We start from the raw sequence: 16568 nt of genomic DNA on the forward strand, positions 1-16568 counted from the left end.
CTGTCTGCAAATTACTGCCCCTGCTCAAGTATGTCGTACGCCTGATGCCTCAAACAATAGATTGCAATCAGTAGAGAAGACCAGATAGGCCCGGTTCCGGTAAAGAAATTACTCTCAAGACACGAAGAAAGCAGTGCATACACCCAAATTCGTGCAAAAAGCCGCGTTAATGCCGGATCGGTACCCTTGTTCACAGCTATACGAAAATCGTTTGCGGGTATGATGACGAGCCATATGACGATGAGAACAAAGGCCGGCAGGCCGCCATTCAGCAGGCTTTCGACAAAGCCGTTATGGGCATGGAAGGCGGTGACCGCCCAGGTGCCGGCAGTATCGGCCTGCGCCAGAAGCCGGTCACTCGTCCAGAATGCCTGAAAACCCTGCCCGAAGATCGGCGATTGCGCAAACGTGTCGAAGGACAGGCGCCATATATCCGTTCGGCCGGTAAAGGTGGAATCGATCCCCAGACTATCGACCACATGCCGTATGCTCGGAAAATAGGTGGAGCCGACCGCGAGGATGTTGAGGAAAGCCAGAAGACCTCCGATCATCAGCAATGTCCGACCGGCATGTCTTTCCATGACCCAGACCAGCGCAACAGTGACGGGCAACAGCATTGCTGCGGTTTTCCCGTTGGTTTTCCAGAGGAAGAACCCTGCCAGAAGCGTGATGACAATGCCGCCAACCGTCGACCAGCTATTGCGCAGGTAAAGCCCGATCATGACGAGAATGATCATGGCCGGAGCGGCGGCATTCTTGTGATTGAAGATGCCGCGCCAATCGCCGGCGAGCGCCGTTTCATCGAGATCGTAGGGCTGGTGGATCGAGCGCGAGCGCAGGAAGATCACCCCGAAGTAGCAGAGCGCCAGCAGGATGACGGCGAAGATGGCCATCATCCGGTCGAACTGCCGCCTGTCGCGCGGCATGACGACGAGGACACTGGTGATGAAGCACAGAAGGCCCGTAAAGAGCAAACGTTGCAGCGAAGTGCCAGGCTGGGAGCCAAGCACCGAACAAATCACCAGCCAGGAAAACAACAGCAGAATGGGCAGACGCGGCCGCAACAAAAGCCCCGTCAGCCGATGACGCAGGGCAAAAACACCCAGCATCAGCGCAATTACCAGCCCGGTCAGCTGGTTTGCGGCGGCGTGCGGCACGGGTGCAGCCGCAAGATTTTCGAAAGGCGCAACGGAAATCCAGATATAAAGCATCGTGACGACGAAAAAAATCGCGTCGCGACGGCCGCCCGTAAGCGACATGCTGTTGCTTTGTACAGGAATGGACTGCGTATCAGTGAAAGGCGGCATCGTCGGCCACATCGAAAAAGGATAATCGGATCATTGGCCTGCCTTGTGACGAACAACGAAACCCTTTTTGAAACCGGGCCATGTCCAAATAACCATAACAGTCATTATCATCATTATTATACAATTGCTTTAACCCTCTCTTACCTCAAGAAGGCTAAGACTGGGCAACTGCCATTCATAGAGGTCGACGGCCTTCGAATTATTGCACCCTTGCCGGGTTTTCCAGTTCATCAATTTTAAGAACACGGCAGTTATCTTGAATTCGCCCGGCGACGCCGGAAAGCACGGAGAATAAGGTGTCGTTGAATACGCCGCGGTTCAGCCATCTAGTCAGACTCGGATTGACCTATATGGCATCCGGCGGGGCGCTTTTGATGTCCAGCGCCGCCCAGCTTTTGACCTTCGCCCTGCTTGCCCGCCATCTCGGCGTGGAACAATTCGCGCTCTATGCCTCGATCACGGCCGTGACCAATCTCGGCGTACAGATTTGTGGTTTCGGTTCGCAGGAATCGCTGATCCGCCGCGTGGCGCAGGATCGCAGCATGTTTCCCGTGATGCTCGGCCACAGCTATCTCTTGAGCGCCGCTACCGGCATTGTGCTGACCATCATCGGCATGGTCACGATCCCGGTGTTTTTCCCGACGTCGGAAACATTGCTGCATACCCTCATCACCACTTTCGTGATCCTGGTGACGAACCTCATCCTTCTGAAAGTCATTTCGCTTTCCACCCAAAGCTTCATCGCCCATTCCGACTTCGCCTCCGCCAACAAGCTGGAAGTGATGTTCGCCGTTGCCCGCACAATTGCCGCCGTGGTCGCCTGTCTCATCTTCAAGGTGGAGACGGTGGAGGCCTGGGCCCTGTGGAACCTGGCTGCCCATACAATTGCGGCAGTGATTTCGCTGAAGGCGATCAGCAGGCTCGGTCGGCCGGTCTTCCGGATCGTTCGCGATGAAATCCGCATTGGCATCCTGTTTTCCACCCAGTTCCTGTTCAAGGCCGTGCGTGGCAATGCCGATATTCTCGTTCTCGGTGCCGTTGCCAGCGCCGAGGTTCTGGGCAGCTACTCCATTGCCCGGCGAATTCTCGACAGCTCCTACCTCTCCGTCGAGGCTCTGAACCGGCTGATCTATCCGGGGTCGGCCTCAGCCGCCCTGCAGGGTATCGGAAAGACCATAGAGCGCGCTTATAATGTGCTGAAGGCAGCGCTTGTAATCGCAGTCGGCAGCGCGCTGGTCATCTTCATCATCGCACCCTTCCTGCCGCTACTGTTCGGCGACGAATACGTCTCGCTGCCGATCATCACCCGTATCCTTTGCTGGGTCGTGCTGCCGATGGCCGTTGCGGCGACCGCGCTTGAGGCGCTTGGCGCATCCGGACGGCAGGATATCCGCGCCAAGATATGGAACAGCGGCAATCTCATCGGCTCCGTTATCGTCGCCTTCCTCACCTGGTCCTTCAGCATTTCCGGAACGATCGGCAGCTATTTCTTCGTGGAAACCGCCATCGCCGCCGCCGTTTGGATCGCGCTTTTGCGATTGCGGCGCAACGAAGAAGCCTTTGCGACCGCCAAATAGAACGTCATCCGGGCCCCGATCCGAGTGAAACCGGATTTCTCTAATAGAGCCCGTAGGGGAAATAACGCCGGTAGATTTCTTCCAGCCGGCCATTACGCGAAAGCGCGGCAAGCGCCTGATCAAAGGCCGGTACTAGCACATCGTCCGGATCAACTGCCATGATGGAAAGGCCTTCGCCAAGAAATCTGTCGGATAAATAAGGTCCGCCGAAAAGCGCACAGCAAGCACCGGACGCGCTTCCCGAAACCCAGAAAGGCAGACGCAGCCCATCCGCAAAAACCGCGTCCACCTTGCCCGTCTTCAACGCCTCATACATGGGTTCGTAACCATTAAAGCCTTCAGCCGAGGCTTTGGGGAAAAATGCCTTGAGCATCTGTTCGTGCCGCGAGCCCGTGACCACACCCACCTTCTTTCCCGACAGGGCATCTGCGCCGGAGCCAGTGAATTTCGCAGCTTTGTTGACGGCAAGACGGGCGGGCAACAGCAGATAGGGTCGCGAGAAGGTGAAACTCTTGCGCAGATCGGCGGTGGTGGCAATGCCGGAAATCACCGCTTCGCCCTCTCCCATTTCCAGCGCTGCCTCCAGCTCGTCAAACGGCAGTGCCTGCACCTGGCATTTGCTCTCAACCTTCAGCTGGGCGCAGATTTCGCGCACCAGATCGACATGAAAACCGGCAAGCCGGCCTTCCTGATCGGTAAAATTAAAGGGTGGGAAATCGACCGACATCAAAAACCTGATCCGGGGGACGGAGGAGAGATCGCCACCCGGAAACCGCTCTTGCGCATCAAACAGCACCGGCATGCGGTTTCTGTCCGAGAGACCTTCCGCGTGAAGTTCTCCCAAATTACCACCGAATTGTAAAGCGACAGCTAAAGTAAAACCAATAACTATATTCCGCGTTACATTCATCATTCTCATCTATACTGTCCGTAGCAAGAAGCAGGGCGTTACCATGGCGGCGGCGGCGATGCATGGATTATTTTAGGCACTATACACGAGAATCGTTCCGCACGACGTCAGCGGGGCGAAAAATTGCGTTTTCGCTCATCGGCGACAATCCGCTTTGGACAGCGCCCGAACCGGACGAGCACGGACCAACACGCTTTCTCTCTTCGCTGGGGTTCGGCAAGCCTTACATCGCTGCATTCGAAGAGCAGGCCCTCAAAAACGGCTCAACCGTGGAAGACGAATTGCTGGCGAGCGGCCTGGTCGATGCGGATGCGTATTACGGTGCTTTTGCCAGATTGTTGCGATTGCCGTTCCGACCGGAAATCGATCCGGGTCGTGTGGCAGACCTCAATCACCTGGACGCGCAACTAGCCGAACCACGGCTCCTGCGGTTGACACCGCTGAATGGTAAGCCAGTGCTGCTGATCGTGCCGGAACTGGCAAGGATGGAATTGCTGAAAGGCATCCTCGATCAGCGTCCGTATCTTCTCGAAGAACTTGCCGTGACCACACCACAGGCCATGCGCAGCGCAATCTGGAAGGCCGGCGAAGCACGCCGCTGCCGAGACACGCGACATCAGCTTTTCAACGCGGCGCCGCAGCATTCCGCAAGGATCACGCTGCATGGCGAGCAGGGTTTTGTCAGCGGCATTTTCGTTACCCTGCTCGTTCTGTCGCTACTGTTTTATACGCAGGCGGCCATGGCCTATATTCACGTCACCCTCACGATGCTTTATCTCTCCACCTTGCTTTTCAGGTTGTTTGCACTTGTCCATACGCCAAAAGGAAACGATGCGAAAACCGTCATACCACTCCAGCAGGACGGGGAGCTGCCGGTCTACACTATTCTTGTGGCGCTTTATCGCGAAGAGGCGGTCGTTGAGCAGCTCATTCATGCGCTGGAGCGGCTGGACTGGCCCAAATCCCGGCTCGATATCAAGCTTGTATGCGAGGCAGACGACGTAGCGACGATCGAGGCCATCCAGCGGATAAATCCCGGTCCGCATATCGAGATCGTCAAGGTGCCGCCATCCATGCCACGCACGAAGCCCAAGGCCCTGACCTATGCGCTTTCCGGCGCGCGTGGCACTTTCGTTGCCGTTTACGACGCCGAGGACCGGCCGCATGCGCTGCAATTGCGCGAGGCCTATGCCGCCTTCCGCGACCAGCCGGACGAGGTGGCCTGTGTGCAGGCGCCGCTTATTATCAGCAATGCCAGTTCCTCCTGGCTCAGCGCCTGTTTCGCACTGGAATATTCCGGCCTTTTCCGCTGCATGTTGCCAGTTCTTGCAGCGTGCAGGTTACCGCTGCCGCTTGGTGGCACCTCCAACCATTTCCGCACCGCCGTGTTACGCCGGGTGGGAGGATGGGACCCCTATAATGTGACGGAAGATGCCGATATGGGCCTCCGGCTGCACAGGCTGGGTTATCGCTGCGGTGTCATCCGGCGACAGACACTGGAGGATGCCCCGACCTCGCTTTCCGTCTGGCTGAACCAGCGCGCGCGTTGGTACAAGGGCTGGCTGCAAAGCTGGCTGGTCATGACCCGCTCGCCCTTCACGACCGCGCGCCGCATGGGATGGATCGCCTATATCGTCTTTCAGCTGCTGATCGGCGGCATGCTTCTGTCGTCGCTGGCCCATCCCTTGCTGTTTGTTTCCTTCGCCTTCATGGCCATGGCAATCCGGGAAAACGGCACGGATATGCTGCTTTCCTGGCAGGGCATTCTGTTTTTCATCGATACGCTGAATATTTTCGGAAGCTACGCCATCTTCGTACTGATGGGCAGAAACAGGATGATAGCTCATGAGAAACAACAGGTCGGACGGCGCTGGTTGGCGATCCCGCTTTATTGGCTGATGCTGTCACTCGCCGCATGGCGCGCCGTGGTGGAATTGAAAACCAAGCCGTTCGTCTGGAACAAGACGCCGCATATGCCGGTCATCAGGAACAAGGCCTGACGACCAGATTTCATAAACGAATTCCGGTTCCGTCAGCGCCGCCACTGCGGATATGGCACAAACCAAAACGCCTTGCCGATCGAGGTTTCTCCATCGGCAAGCTTTATCGCTTCGCAAAAGATCGGCCGAGCAGCTCTACTTGGTAACGAGCTTGTTCTTGATAAGGCCCACAATGATCTGGACAATCAGGCCGCCGACGCCGCCGCCAACAAGCTGGCCGGCAAGAGCGCCTATATCCATGCCGCCGGCGGCAGCAGTTCCCGCCGTCCCGAGCAGCGATCCGAGCACGGTTCCTCCGCCGATGCCGCCAATAGCGCCGGCAATCAGGTTGCCGAGCGCACCGAGATCAGAATCCTTGAGTATTTTTCCGCCGGCCGAACCGCCAACCGCACCGCCGACAATTTGGGCCAATATCGAAGTAAGATCCATGTCATCCTCCTCACAGGTTTCCCCGACCATTCGGAGAAACAATGCTTCCCATTCATGTCTGTGCGGGCCGGAGAAAGCGGGCCTTGAGCCTTAGTCTTTCTCGCCGAAAAGTTTCCAGACCACGGCGCCGATTGCGCCTCCGAGGATCGGAGCGAGCCAGAACAGCCAGAGCTGTTGCAGCGCCCATCCACCAACAAACAATGCCTGTCCCGTCGAGCGGGCCGGATTGACGGATGTATTGGTGACCGGAATGGAGATCAGATGAATAAGTGTGAGAGCAAGGCCGATTGCGATCGGCGCAAAACCAATGGGAACCCTGCCATGCGTCGATCCCAGAATGACGATCAGGAAAAATGCCGTCAAAATGACTTCGATCAGCAGCGCCGACACGAGCGAATATCCACCCGGTGAATGTTCCCCGTAACCATTTGCGGCAAAACCGCCAATATCGGCACCGGCTTTGCCGGTAAGGATGACATAAAGCGCCCCCGCCGCGACAATCGCCCCTAAAACCTGCGCCACTATGTAAGGAACGAGGTTCGATGCCGGAAATTTGCCAGCAACGGACAGACCGACGGAAACGGCCGGATTAAAATGACCGCCCGAAATGCCGCCGACCGCATAGGCCATGGTCAAAACCGTGAGACCGAAAGCGAAAGCGACACCGAGAAAGCCAATGCCGAGTTCAGGAAAAGCAGCGGCAAAAACAGCACTGCCGCAACCTCCGAACACGAGCCAGAAAGTGCCAAGAAATTCCGAAAGAAGCTTGCGACTCATAACACTCCCCCAATAATGTTACGACCGCATCAACTATTACGTGCAATTTAATTGTAGTCAAGCTAAATCGCATAGTCGCACGTTTGCCGCAGCGATGGCGGTGACATGCGCGCTTTTGACCGGCCAGGAAGTTGTTTGGATTGCCTTGAAAATATGGAGCGGGTGAAGGGAATCGAACCCTCGTATTCAGCTTGGGAAGCTGCTGCTCTACCATTGAGCTACACCCGCGCCGCGCACAAGACATCGGACAGTTCTTATCGGGTGTCAAGCACCCGACAGGATCATTACTCGGTGCGGAAATGCTTGGAGAGCTTCAGGCCCTGTGCCTGATAGTTGGAGCCAAGGCCGCTGCCGTAGAGGCCATCAGGTTTTTGCAACATGTGCTCGTAAACAAGCCGGCCGACGATCTGGCCGTGTTCGAGGATGAAGGGCACCTCGTGGCTGCGCACCTCGAGAACGGCGCGGCTGCCCGTGCCGCCCGCCTGCGCATGGCCGAAGCCTGGATCGAAGAAGCCCGCATAATGCACGCGGAACTCGCCCACCAAGGGATCAAAGGGCGTCATTTCGGCCGCATAAAGTGGCGGTACATGCACGGCTTCACGCGAAACGAGAATATAGAACTCATCCGGATCGAGGATCAGTTCGGCACGGCCGCGGGCGTATAGAGGTTCCCAGAAATCGAGAACATCGTGCTGAGCCTTCTTGTCGACATCTACCACCGCTGTGTGATGCTTGCCGCGATAGCCGATCAGCCCTTTTTCGCCAAACCCCTTTAGGTCGATGGAAAGCGCGATGCCGCCGCCGGTCACATTAGGGGTTTCGCTGGCGACCAGCATCTCCGTCTCGTGCAATTTCAGAAGCTCGGCTTCGTTGAGCAACGAGTGGCCGATGCGGAAACGGATTTGCGAGAGGCGCGAGCCACGGCGCACGACGACCGGGAAGGTGCGCGGGCTGATTTCCAGATAGAGCGGGCCGGCATAGCCCGCAGGTATCTTGTCGAATTCCTGCGCATTGTCGGTCATGACACGGGTGAAGATATCAAGACGCCCCGTCGAGCTTTTCGGATTGGCCGAAGCCGACATATCCGCCGGCAGCTCGAGGCTCTCCATCAAGGGCACGATGTAGACGCAACCGGTTTCCAGCACCGCCCCCTCGCTCAGATCGACCTCGTGCAGGCTGAAGCGGTTGAGCTTGTCGATGACTCGGGTTCCGGGGCCGGGCATGAAACTGGCGCGCACGCGATAGGCTTTGGAGCCCAGTCTCAGATCGAGGCTCGCGGGTTGCACCTGATCGACATCGAGATCAGCCTCGCTTTTCAGCTTGCCGCCCGCAAACAGCGCCCTGATCGCGCCATCCGCCAAAATGCCCGTGGTTCTGGTCATGATCATCATTCCTTTTTACGGCGACAAAACCAAAAGGAAAGCATTGACGCAAGCCGGTAACGGCAGTATGGCAAGCTTATCCCGTGGTGATTTGGCCGGTCGGCTTGCAGCCACGTTAAACAAGTGGCTAAAAAGACCGGGTGCTAGGAACCGGTCTGCTTTTGCGACCGGTTTTTTTGTTTTGAGGTGATCACATGAGCAATAAATGGCGCCCGGCAACCCAGCTCGTTCACGGTGGTACGCTACGCTCACCCTATGGTGAAACGTCGGAAGCGATCTATCTGACCCAGGGTTTCGTTTACGAAAACTCCGAAGCCGCCGAAGCGCGCTTCAAGGGCGAAACGGATGGCTTCATCTATGCCCGCTATGCAAGCCCGACCAATGACATGTTCGAAAAGCGCATGTGCCTGCTGGAAGGTGCGGAAGACGCCCGTGCGCTTGCCTCCGGCATGGCCGCCGTGACAGCCGCCATCATGTGCCAGCTGCGTGCCGGCGATCACATCGTTGCTGCCCGCGCGCTTTTTGGCTCCTGCCGTTGGGTGGTAGAAACGCTTGCACCCAAATACGGCATCGAGTGCACGCTGATCGACGGACGCGATCTCAACAATTGGGAAAAGGCGATCCAGCCGAACACCAAGCTGTTTTTCCTCGAAAGCCCGACCAACCCAACGCTCGAAGTGGTGGATATTGCCGGCGTGGCGAAGCTCGCCAACCAGATCGGCGCGAAAGTGGTTGTCGACAATGTTTTCGCCACACCGCTTTTCCAGAAGCCACTCGAACTCGGCGCCCATATCGTCGTTTATTCGGCGACGAAGCATATTGACGGTCAGGGCCGTTGCCTTGGCGGCGTGATCCTTTCCGACAAGAAGTGGATTGAGGAAGAGCTGCAGGACTATTTCCGCCACACCGGCCCAGCCATGTCGCCGTTCAATGCCTGGACGCTGCTGAAGGGCATCGAAACCCTGCCGCTGCGTGTCAAGCAACAGACGGCCAATGCCTCGAAGATCGCCGATTTCCTCGCCGACAGCGGCAAGGTTGCCAAAGTGATCTATCCTGGTCGCGCCGACCATCCGCAGGCAGACATCATCGCGCGGCAGATGTCGGGCGGCTCGACGCTCGTGGCTTTCGAACTGAAGGGCGGCAAGGAAGCGGCATTCGCACTGCAGAACGCGCTTGATATCGTGAAGATTTCCAACAATCTCGGCGATGCCAAGAGCCTCATTACCCACCCTGGCACCACGACGCACAAGAACCTGACCGACGAGGCGCGTGCCGAACTGGGTATTTCCGGCGGGACCTTGCGTCTTTCCTGCGGTATCGAAGATACGGACGATCTGCTGGAAGATCTGGCGAAGGGTCTTGCGGCCGTTTCAGTTTAAGGATTCAATCGACATACCGCCATGGCCCGACTTCGCCGTCGGGCCATGGCACGCATCCCGCCTGGGTGAGAGCCCGCGTCGGGCAACCAATATTTACCTTTACCGTTATCCCTAACGGTGAAAAAACGGCGCAACAGAAGATGCACGTGGTCGTCAAGTCATTCATTTTCTTGACGATAGCCAGAACCTGTAGTGTAGGATGATGGCAGCAGGGAAAATATCGAGGTGTGGCGCGTATGTATCGTGCTCTGACAAGGGATATCGAGGTAACGGTCGATCCGTATTATCTCGAGGAGCAGTCCGACCCGGATGACGATCGTTATGTCTGGGGCTATAAAGTCGTGATCTCGAACAATTCCGATGTTCCGATAACACTCGTCAACCGCTATTGGCACATCACCGACCAGAACGGACAGGTGGATGAGGTCTACGGGCCGGGTGTCGTCGGCGAAAAACCGCATCTGAACCCCGGCGACAGTTACGAATATTCATCCGGCTGCCCGCTGGATACGCCGTCAGGCCTTATGTTTGGCCACTATGAAATGGAAACGGACAAAGGCGAGGTGTTCAACGTCACCATCCCCGCCTTTTCACTGGATTCACCCGGCCTGTTGCGGGTGCTGAACTGACAAAAAAGCCGCGCCATTCACAAGCGCGGCTCTCCTCGTCAGACGTTTTCAAACTCGCTGACATCGTAACGATAGGTCGTGGAGCAGAACTCGCACGTCACGGCAATCGCACCGTCTTCCTCACTCGCCTTGATCTCCTCAGCGGTGAAACCGGACAGCACACCCTTGATCTTGTCCCGTGAACAGCTGCAACGGTCGAAAATGACCTGCGGATCGTAGATGCGAACGCCGCTCTCGTGGAAAAGCCTGTAAAGCAGACGCTCCACTGGCACCTGCGGATCGGTCAGCTCGTCGGTATCCACCGTATTCAGCAGCGACACTGCCTCTGTCCAGGCATCGTCCTCCGCCACTTCATAATCGCCCTCGTCGCCGTCACCGCCATGGAGATCGCGCATGCGCAAACGCTCGGGCGCCTGCGGCAGGAACTGGGCAATCACGCCGCCTGCACGCCAGCTATGGCGCGGCTTGCCTTCGCCGTCACGGTCGAAGAACTGGGCAACGCCGAGGCGCACGCGGGTGGGAAGCTGTTCCGACTGACGGAAATAAACCCCGGCGATTTCTTCCAGCGAAGAACCGTCCAGCGGCACGATGCCCTGATAAGGCTGCATGCCGACGCCCTGATCGATGGTGAAGGCCAGAATGCCGGTTCCGAGCAGTTGTTCGGGCGAGGTTTGCCCCGCAGCGACAGCTTCCGCCAGCCGCTCCTCATCGAAACGAGCATAAGCGCGCATGCTCTCGGGCGCGGTGAAATCCGCCACCAGAAGGTCAACCGGGCCGTCGCCCTTGGTCTGCACAGTCAGCTTGCCGGAAAATTTCAGGGATGTGCCGATCAGCGCCGTCAGAACCGTTGCTTCCGCGAGCAGGCGGGCGACAATCTCGGGATATTCGTGACGTTCGAGGATGGCATTCAACAGCGGCCCGACCTGTACGGCGCGACCGCGCACGTCCAGACCTTCGACCTGAAAGGGCACAACCTTGTCGTCGCCAGCTAAATCGAGATTGTCCAGTTCAACCGTTACATCTGCCATGTCATAACTCCTTGGCGCAGCCGTTGCGCCGCTACCGTCCAAAAGTCCGGCTTTTAAAATGTACTTTTTCAGCTTGTCGCACAGAGATCCGGGAAGCGAAACCGCCTCCGGGGAAAATCGTGCAAATCGTGAGGTGGCCCGCCAGCGAAAAGCCGACGAGCGTCTTCGAAGCCCCACAGATGGGAATGTGCATCGCCGAGTTCAAGCACCCGGCCGATAGCGGTCAGATGACGCCCATGCACCATGCAATAATGGACTTCTGAGCATGGAGCCGGTTTTCCGCCTCGTCGAAGACCACCGATTGCGGCCCGTCGATCACTGCATCCGTTACTTCCTCGCCGCGATGCGCCGGCAGGCAGTGCATGAACAGCGCTTCCTTGTTGGCCTTCGCCATCAGCGCTTCATTGACCTGATAAGGCTGGAAGATATTGTGGCCGCGCGCCTTGTGTTCCTGGTTCATGGACACCCAGGTATCGGTGACGACGCAATCAGCGCCCGCCACTGCTTTATCGGCATCGTGGTACAGCGAGATTTCGCCACCATTGTTGCGTGCCCAGTTCAGGAACTTGTCGTGCGGTTCCGAACCCATCGGTACTGCCATCGCCATGCGGTAACCGAAACGGGCGGAGCCTTCCACGAACGAATGCAGCACATTATTGCCGTCACCCGTCCAGGCAATGGTCTTGCCCTTGACCGGGCCGCGATGTTCCTCGAACGTCAATATATCCGCCATAATCTGGCAGGGATGCGTGTCGTCCGTCAGGCCATTGATAACAGGCACGGTGGCGTGTTCGGCAAGCTCGAGCAGACGCGAGTGATCCGTGGTGCGGATCATGATGGCATCGACATAGCGCGACAGCACCTTGGCCGTATCGCCAATCGTTTCCGCGCGGCCCAGCTGCATTTCCGTGCCCGACAGGAACAGGGTCTCACCGCCGAGCTGGCGCATGCCGACATCGAAGGAGACGCGGGTGCGTGTGGACGGTTTTTCGAAAATCATTGCCAGCATCTTGCCAGCAAGCGGCTTTTCCGCCGTGCCGGTTTTGGTGGCAATCTTGCGCGTGCGCGCATCATCAAGAATTGTCCGCAGATCCTCCGACCCGACGGCCGAGAGGTCCAGAAAATGTTTTGGTGAACCCATTCTAATCTGTCCCATGCTTGCGAGCCCCTGAAGAGAGGCCCGCTCTTGATTTTTTCAGGCGCTTTTTGCCTGTTTCGCAACCGTCAGGGAGGCGGCAGCCGCGTCGATACGTGCAAGACCCTCACGGGCCTCTTCCGCCGTGGTGACGAGCGGCGGCAGAAGACGGATGACATTGTCGCCCGCAGGCACGCCAAGCAGATGCTCTGCGCGCATGGCCTGCAGCAATTCGCCCGAAGGAATCTTCGCCTTGATGCCCAGAAGCAGGCCTTCGCCGCGAATTTCCTCGATCACGTCAGGATAACGGTCCTTGAGCGAGGCCAGACCCTGCCGGAAGACCAGCGCGACGTCACGGACCTTCTCGAGAAAACCTTCGGAGAGAACGACGTCAAGCACGGCATTGCCGACTGCCATGGCCAGCGGGTTGCCGCCGTAAGTGGTGCCATGTACGCCCGCCGTCATGCCGGAAGCGGCATCTGCCGTGGCAAGGCATGCGCCGAGCGGGAAACCGCCACCGATACCCTTGGCGACCGCCATGATATCGGGCGCAACACCGGTATGTTCATAAGCAAACAGCTTGCCTGTGCGGCCGACACCCGTCTGGACCTCATCGAAAATCAGCAGCAGGCCGTGCTCGTTGCACAATCCGCGCAGGATTTGCAGGAATTCCTTGCTGGGCGAGCGAATGCCGCCCTCGCCCTGGATGGGCTCGATCAGAAGTGCTGCAGTCTCAGCCGTGATGACGGCCTTGAGGGCATCGACATCACCGAACGGAACCTGATCGAAACCTTCGACCTTGGGACCGAAACCTTCGAGGTATTTCTGCTGGCCACCCGCGGCGATCGTCGCCAGTGTACGGCCATGGAAAGCGCCTTCGAAGGACACGATGCGGAACTTCTCCGGATGGCCCTTGGTATAGTGATAACGGCGGGCGGTCTTGATGGCGCATTCCAGGGCTTCCGCGCCTGAATTTGTGAAGAATACCTTGTCCGCGAAAGTCGCTTCCGTCAGGCGCCTGGCGAGTTTTTCCTGTCCCGGCACTTCATAAAGGTTCGAGACGTGCCAGACCTTCTCGGCCTGCGTCTTGATCGCATCAACGAGGTGAGGATGGGCGTGGCCCAGCGAGTTGACAGCGACACCGGCCGCAAAATCCAGATATCGCTCGCCGCTTTCCGTGAACAGCCATACACCCTCACCGCGCTCGAAGCGCAGGGGGGCTCTTGAAAACGTATCAAACAATGGCGCGCCGGCTTCGGCCATGGCTGTATCACTCCTTGCGCAGATGCGCTGTCAAACTGTTGTCAATAGGCTTGCGGGGTTATCCCTCGCCTGAAAATCAAAATGCCGCCTTGCGGCGGCAGGGGCACTATTGTCACTTCGTTTGCCGATGTCAACAAAAGTCAGCGTTTCCCGGGCTTCTCAAGCACTAGTATGCGGCGGCGGGCCAGCCCCAAGGTGTTGCCTTTCAGACTCAATACGCCAGCAAGTTGGGGAAAACCGGAAAATCGATTCCAGATGATTCCCGCGACTCTTGCCACGGAGTCGGGCTGGCACTAGGTTAATCGCTAATTACTAGACTGCATTGCGGCGGAACTAGTCACCGAAAATCAGGCGGAAACCACGCTTGCGGCATGCGCGCGAGACGGAGAGGGATTCTGCCGAAAATACACGCGACAAGCGGAGAAGCGGCATGAACTGGACAGACGAACGAGTCGAAAAGCTCAAGAAATTGTGGTCCGAGGGCCTTAGCGCCAGCCAGATTGCAGCGCAGCTGGGCGGCGTCAGCCGTAATGCCGTGATCGGCAAGGTCCATCGTCTCAATCTGCCGGGACGCGTCAAGGCTGGCGGTCCAGTGACTTCGGCACGCTCCGCGCCGAAGCGCACAGCTGCCCCTGCCCCGCGCGCGACGACTTTCGCAGGTCGCGTCAACGCGGCACCGGCGCGTATCCTCACCCGTTCGAACGCTGCAACGGCGCTGCACGAGGAGATCGATATCGAGACCGCGCAGGTGCTCGATTACGTTCCTTCCAAGAACGTTGTCACGCCGATTTCCCGTCGCCTGACGCTGACGGAACTGACCGAGCGCACCTGCAAATGGCCGGTTGGCGATCCGCTGAAGGACGACTTCCATTTCTGCGGTTGTGAAGCGCTGGAATCTTCGCCCTATTGCAAGTTCCATGCGAAACTCGCCTACCAGCCGGTGAGCGAGCGCCGCAAGGCTTGAGTGTTGCGGCACGCATTCAGCACTCAAAAATTATGGGCCTTCGGGCCCGTTTTTTTATGACAAAAATAAAGCCGCTTTCTGGGCGGCTTGATGGCAGGCCACACCCTTTCCCCTTACTATTGGGCGTGACCCTTCAATCCGGATTTCAACGCGCAGCCGATCTCCTCCGGTTAAAACGGACAATGGCATCGAGTCTGGCGAATACTCATATAGAAAAAGCCCGAAATCGTTTCAGATTTCGGGCTTCCTGATTTTTTGCTGCACTACTTCGCCAGCGAAACTATCTGGTTCCGCTTCGCTCAGGCTTCCATCGAATATCCCGCACCACGCACCGTGCGGATGACATCCTGCATGTGCGAGAAGTTCAGGGCCTTGCGCAGACGTCCGACATGCACATCGACAGTGCGCTCGTCGACATAGATATCATGACCCCAGACGCCATCCAGCAATTGCGAGCGGGAAAACACCCGACCCGGCGACGTCATCAGGAATTCCAGCAAGCGGAATTCCGTCGGGCCGAGACGCACTTCGCGGCTTTTGCGGTGAACGCGATGGGTCTCGCGGTCCAGTTCGATATCGCCGCATTTGAGCACCGACGACAGAACCTCCGGACGGGCCCGGCGCAACATGGCCTTGACCCGGGCCATGAGTTCCGGCGTCGAGAACGGCTTGACGACATAATCGTCAGCGCCGGTAGCGAGACCGCGAACCCGTTCGCTCTCTTCGCCACGCGCCGTCAGCATGATGATGGGCAGGCGTTCTGTTTCCGGCCGCATTCTCAAGCGCCGGCACAGTTCGATACCGGAGACACCGGGCAACATCCAGTCCAGGATAAGAAGATCCGGAATGCGCTCCTGCAGCCTGATTTCCGCCTCATCGCCACGGGGTATCGTGTCGACGTCGTATCCCTCAGCCTCGAGATTGTAACGAAGCAGGACGCTCAGCGCTTCCTCGTCTTCCACAACTGCAATCTTGGGCACCATATGCTGAACTCCGCAAGCTTCTGCTTGTCTGTTACTCGGTCACCGAACCAAGCGTGTTGGAACTGTCGTCCTTCGGACGCTCGCCCTCCGGCTGGCTGCCGGTGGTCATGTAATAGATCGTCTCTGCGATATTCGTCGCATGATCGCCGATACGCTCGATGTTCTTGGCGCAGAACAGAAGATGCGTGCAAGTGGTGATGTTGCGCGGGTCTTCCATCATGTAGGTCAGAAGCTCCCGGAAGAGCGACGTGTACATGGCATCGATTTCCTCGTCGCGTTCACGGATCGCATTGGCCTTTTCGGCGGAGCGCGTGGAATAGACGTCGAGGACTTCCTTGAGCTGCACCAGCGCCAGGTCGGACAGATGCTCGATGCCGCGGGCGAGCTTGCGCGGAACGCCGGTGCCGGCGACAGCGATAACGCGCTTGGCCGTGTTCTTGCCAAGATCGCCGACGCGTTCGAGATCGGCGGCGATACGCAGGGTGCCGATGATCTCGCGAAGGTCTGCCGCCATCGGCTGACGCTTGGCGATGGTTACGATCGCCTTGTCGCCAATTTCGCGCTCAGCGTGGTCGAGAATGGTATCGTCCGAAATGACTTTCTGCGCGAGCGCAGCATCGGAATTGACGAGTGCGCGCACGGCGTCACCGCACATCTGCTCGGCAAGACCGCCCATTTCGGCGATGCGGCGCGTCAGAAACTTCAGTTCGTCGTCATAGGCAGACAGGATATGCGAATGGGTCGTTGTCTGTGTCATGGTCTATTCCTCCGGCTTGGCCTGCATGCGCGTGCCCAACAGCGGGGC

The 16568-nt window shown here is 57.9% G+C and carries 15 protein-coding genes, 1 tRNA gene and 1 riboswitch; of the genes, 5 read left to right on the forward strand and 11 right to left on the reverse strand.

All coding sequences use genetic code 11. The annotated features are described in order from the left end of the window. Window positions 1–11: 11 nt before the first annotated feature. The gene (gene uppY, locus J5276_RS12620) at window positions 12–1307 is read right to left on the reverse strand and encodes a Wzy-type polysaccharide biosynthesis protein UppY (RefSeq protein WP_025592405.1); all 1296 of its coding nucleotides are present in this window, start codon (window positions 1305–1307) and stop codon (window positions 12–14) included. A gap of 350 nt (window positions 1308–1657) precedes the next feature. On the opposite strand from uppY, the gene uppX reads away from it, so the two are divergent. Further along, window positions 1658–2884 carry a Wzx-type polysaccharide biosynthesis protein UppX gene (gene uppX, locus J5276_RS12625; RefSeq protein ID WP_236761474.1) on the forward strand — a complete coding sequence of 409 codons (1227 nt, stop codon included), beginning with the start codon at window positions 1658–1660 and terminating at the stop codon, window positions 2882–2884. Between the two features lie 40 nt (window positions 2885–2924). Here the strand turns inward: uppX and J5276_RS12630 are convergent, their stop codons facing one another. Next, on the reverse strand, window positions 2925–3686 hold the full coding sequence (locus J5276_RS12630; protein ID WP_019564339.1) for a transporter substrate-binding domain-containing protein: 762 nt from the start codon (window positions 3684–3686) through the stop codon (window positions 2925–2927). Between the two features lie 170 nt (window positions 3687–3856). On the opposite strand from J5276_RS12630, the gene J5276_RS12635 reads away from it, so the two are divergent. Then, complete coding sequence (locus J5276_RS12635; RefSeq protein ID WP_162632880.1) at window positions 3857–5794, forward strand: glycosyltransferase family 2 protein; 1938 nt, start codon at window positions 3857–3859, stop codon at window positions 5792–5794. 135 nt (window positions 5795–5929) lie between these two features. Here J5276_RS12635 and J5276_RS12640 read toward each other — a convergent pair whose 3' ends face one another. The 4 genes from J5276_RS12640 to J5276_RS12655 all read right to left on the reverse strand — a co-directional run bounded on the left by J5276_RS12640 (window position 5930) and on the right by J5276_RS12655 (window position 8382). Next, window positions 5930–6223 carry a hypothetical protein gene (locus tag J5276_RS12640; RefSeq protein WP_019564341.1) on the reverse strand — a complete coding sequence of 98 codons (294 nt, stop codon included), beginning with the start codon at window positions 6221–6223 and terminating at the stop codon, window positions 5930–5932. Between the two features lie 90 nt (window positions 6224–6313). Continuing rightward, window positions 6314–7000, reverse strand: a complete 687-nt coding sequence (gene aqpZ, locus J5276_RS12645) for an aquaporin Z (RefSeq protein WP_065703780.1) — start codon at window positions 6998–7000, stop codon at window positions 6314–6316. Window positions 7001–7154: 154 nt separating this feature from the next. Beyond that, a tRNA-Gly gene (locus tag J5276_RS12650) sits at window positions 7155–7228 on the reverse strand. A gap of 56 nt (window positions 7229–7284) precedes the next feature. Beyond that, complete coding sequence (locus J5276_RS12655; RefSeq protein WP_111804437.1) at window positions 7285–8382, reverse strand: 2'-deoxycytidine 5'-triphosphate deaminase; 1098 nt, start codon at window positions 8380–8382, stop codon at window positions 7285–7287. A 73-nt stretch (window positions 8383–8455) separates the two neighbouring features. Beyond that, window positions 8456–8534, forward strand: a riboswitch (SAM riboswitch). Between the two features lie 42 nt (window positions 8535–8576). On the opposite strand from J5276_RS12655, the gene J5276_RS12660 reads away from it, so the two are divergent. Then, window positions 8577–9761 (forward strand): O-succinylhomoserine sulfhydrylase, encoded by a 1185-nt coding sequence (locus J5276_RS12660; RefSeq protein WP_003514934.1) that lies wholly within the window; start codon window positions 8577–8579, stop codon window positions 9759–9761. Window positions 9762–9997: 236 nt separating this feature from the next. Further along, entirely contained in the window at window positions 9998–10390 is a 393-nt protein-coding gene (gene apaG, locus J5276_RS12665; RefSeq protein WP_003514932.1) for a Co2+/Mg2+ efflux protein ApaG, read from the forward strand. 38 nt (window positions 10391–10428) lie between these two features. On the opposite strand, the gene J5276_RS12670 is transcribed toward apaG, so the two are convergent. The 3 genes from J5276_RS12670 to J5276_RS12680 form a co-directional block, all read right to left on the reverse strand. Continuing rightward, window positions 10429–11418: an Hsp33 family molecular chaperone gene (locus tag J5276_RS12670; RefSeq protein ID WP_003514930.1), complete on the reverse strand. Its 990-nt coding sequence runs from the start codon at window positions 11416–11418 to the stop codon at window positions 10429–10431. A 223-nt stretch (window positions 11419–11641) separates the two neighbouring features. Next, window positions 11642–12559, reverse strand: a complete 918-nt coding sequence (gene argF, locus J5276_RS12675; RefSeq protein ID WP_003514928.1) for an ornithine carbamoyltransferase — start codon at window positions 12557–12559, stop codon at window positions 11642–11644. A 54-nt stretch (window positions 12560–12613) separates the two neighbouring features. Continuing rightward, window positions 12614–13816, reverse strand: a complete 1203-nt coding sequence (locus J5276_RS12680) for an aspartate aminotransferase family protein (protein ID WP_112154782.1) — start codon at window positions 13814–13816, stop codon at window positions 12614–12616. Between the two features lie 430 nt (window positions 13817–14246). Between J5276_RS12680 and J5276_RS12685 the strand changes: the two genes are divergently transcribed. Continuing rightward, window positions 14247–14780, forward strand: a complete 534-nt coding sequence (locus J5276_RS12685) for a GcrA family cell cycle regulator (protein ID WP_003514924.1) — start codon at window positions 14247–14249, stop codon at window positions 14778–14780. 299 nt (window positions 14781–15079) lie between these two features. On the opposite strand, the gene phoB is transcribed toward J5276_RS12685, so the two are convergent. Beyond that, on the reverse strand, window positions 15080–15763 hold the full coding sequence (gene phoB / locus J5276_RS12690) for a phosphate regulon transcriptional regulator PhoB (RefSeq protein WP_003493692.1): 684 nt from the start codon (window positions 15761–15763) through the stop codon (window positions 15080–15082). Between the two features lie 31 nt (window positions 15764–15794). Continuing rightward, a complete protein-coding gene (gene phoU, locus J5276_RS12695) occupies window positions 15795–16520 on the reverse strand; it encodes a phosphate signaling complex protein PhoU (protein WP_003514921.1) in 726 nt (241 codons plus the stop codon). Window positions 16521–16568: the final 48 nt, after the last annotated feature.

Source organism: Agrobacterium sp. S7/73 (assembly GCF_019355535.1).
Lineage (GTDB): Bacteria > Pseudomonadota > Alphaproteobacteria > Rhizobiales > Rhizobiaceae > Agrobacterium > Agrobacterium tumefaciens.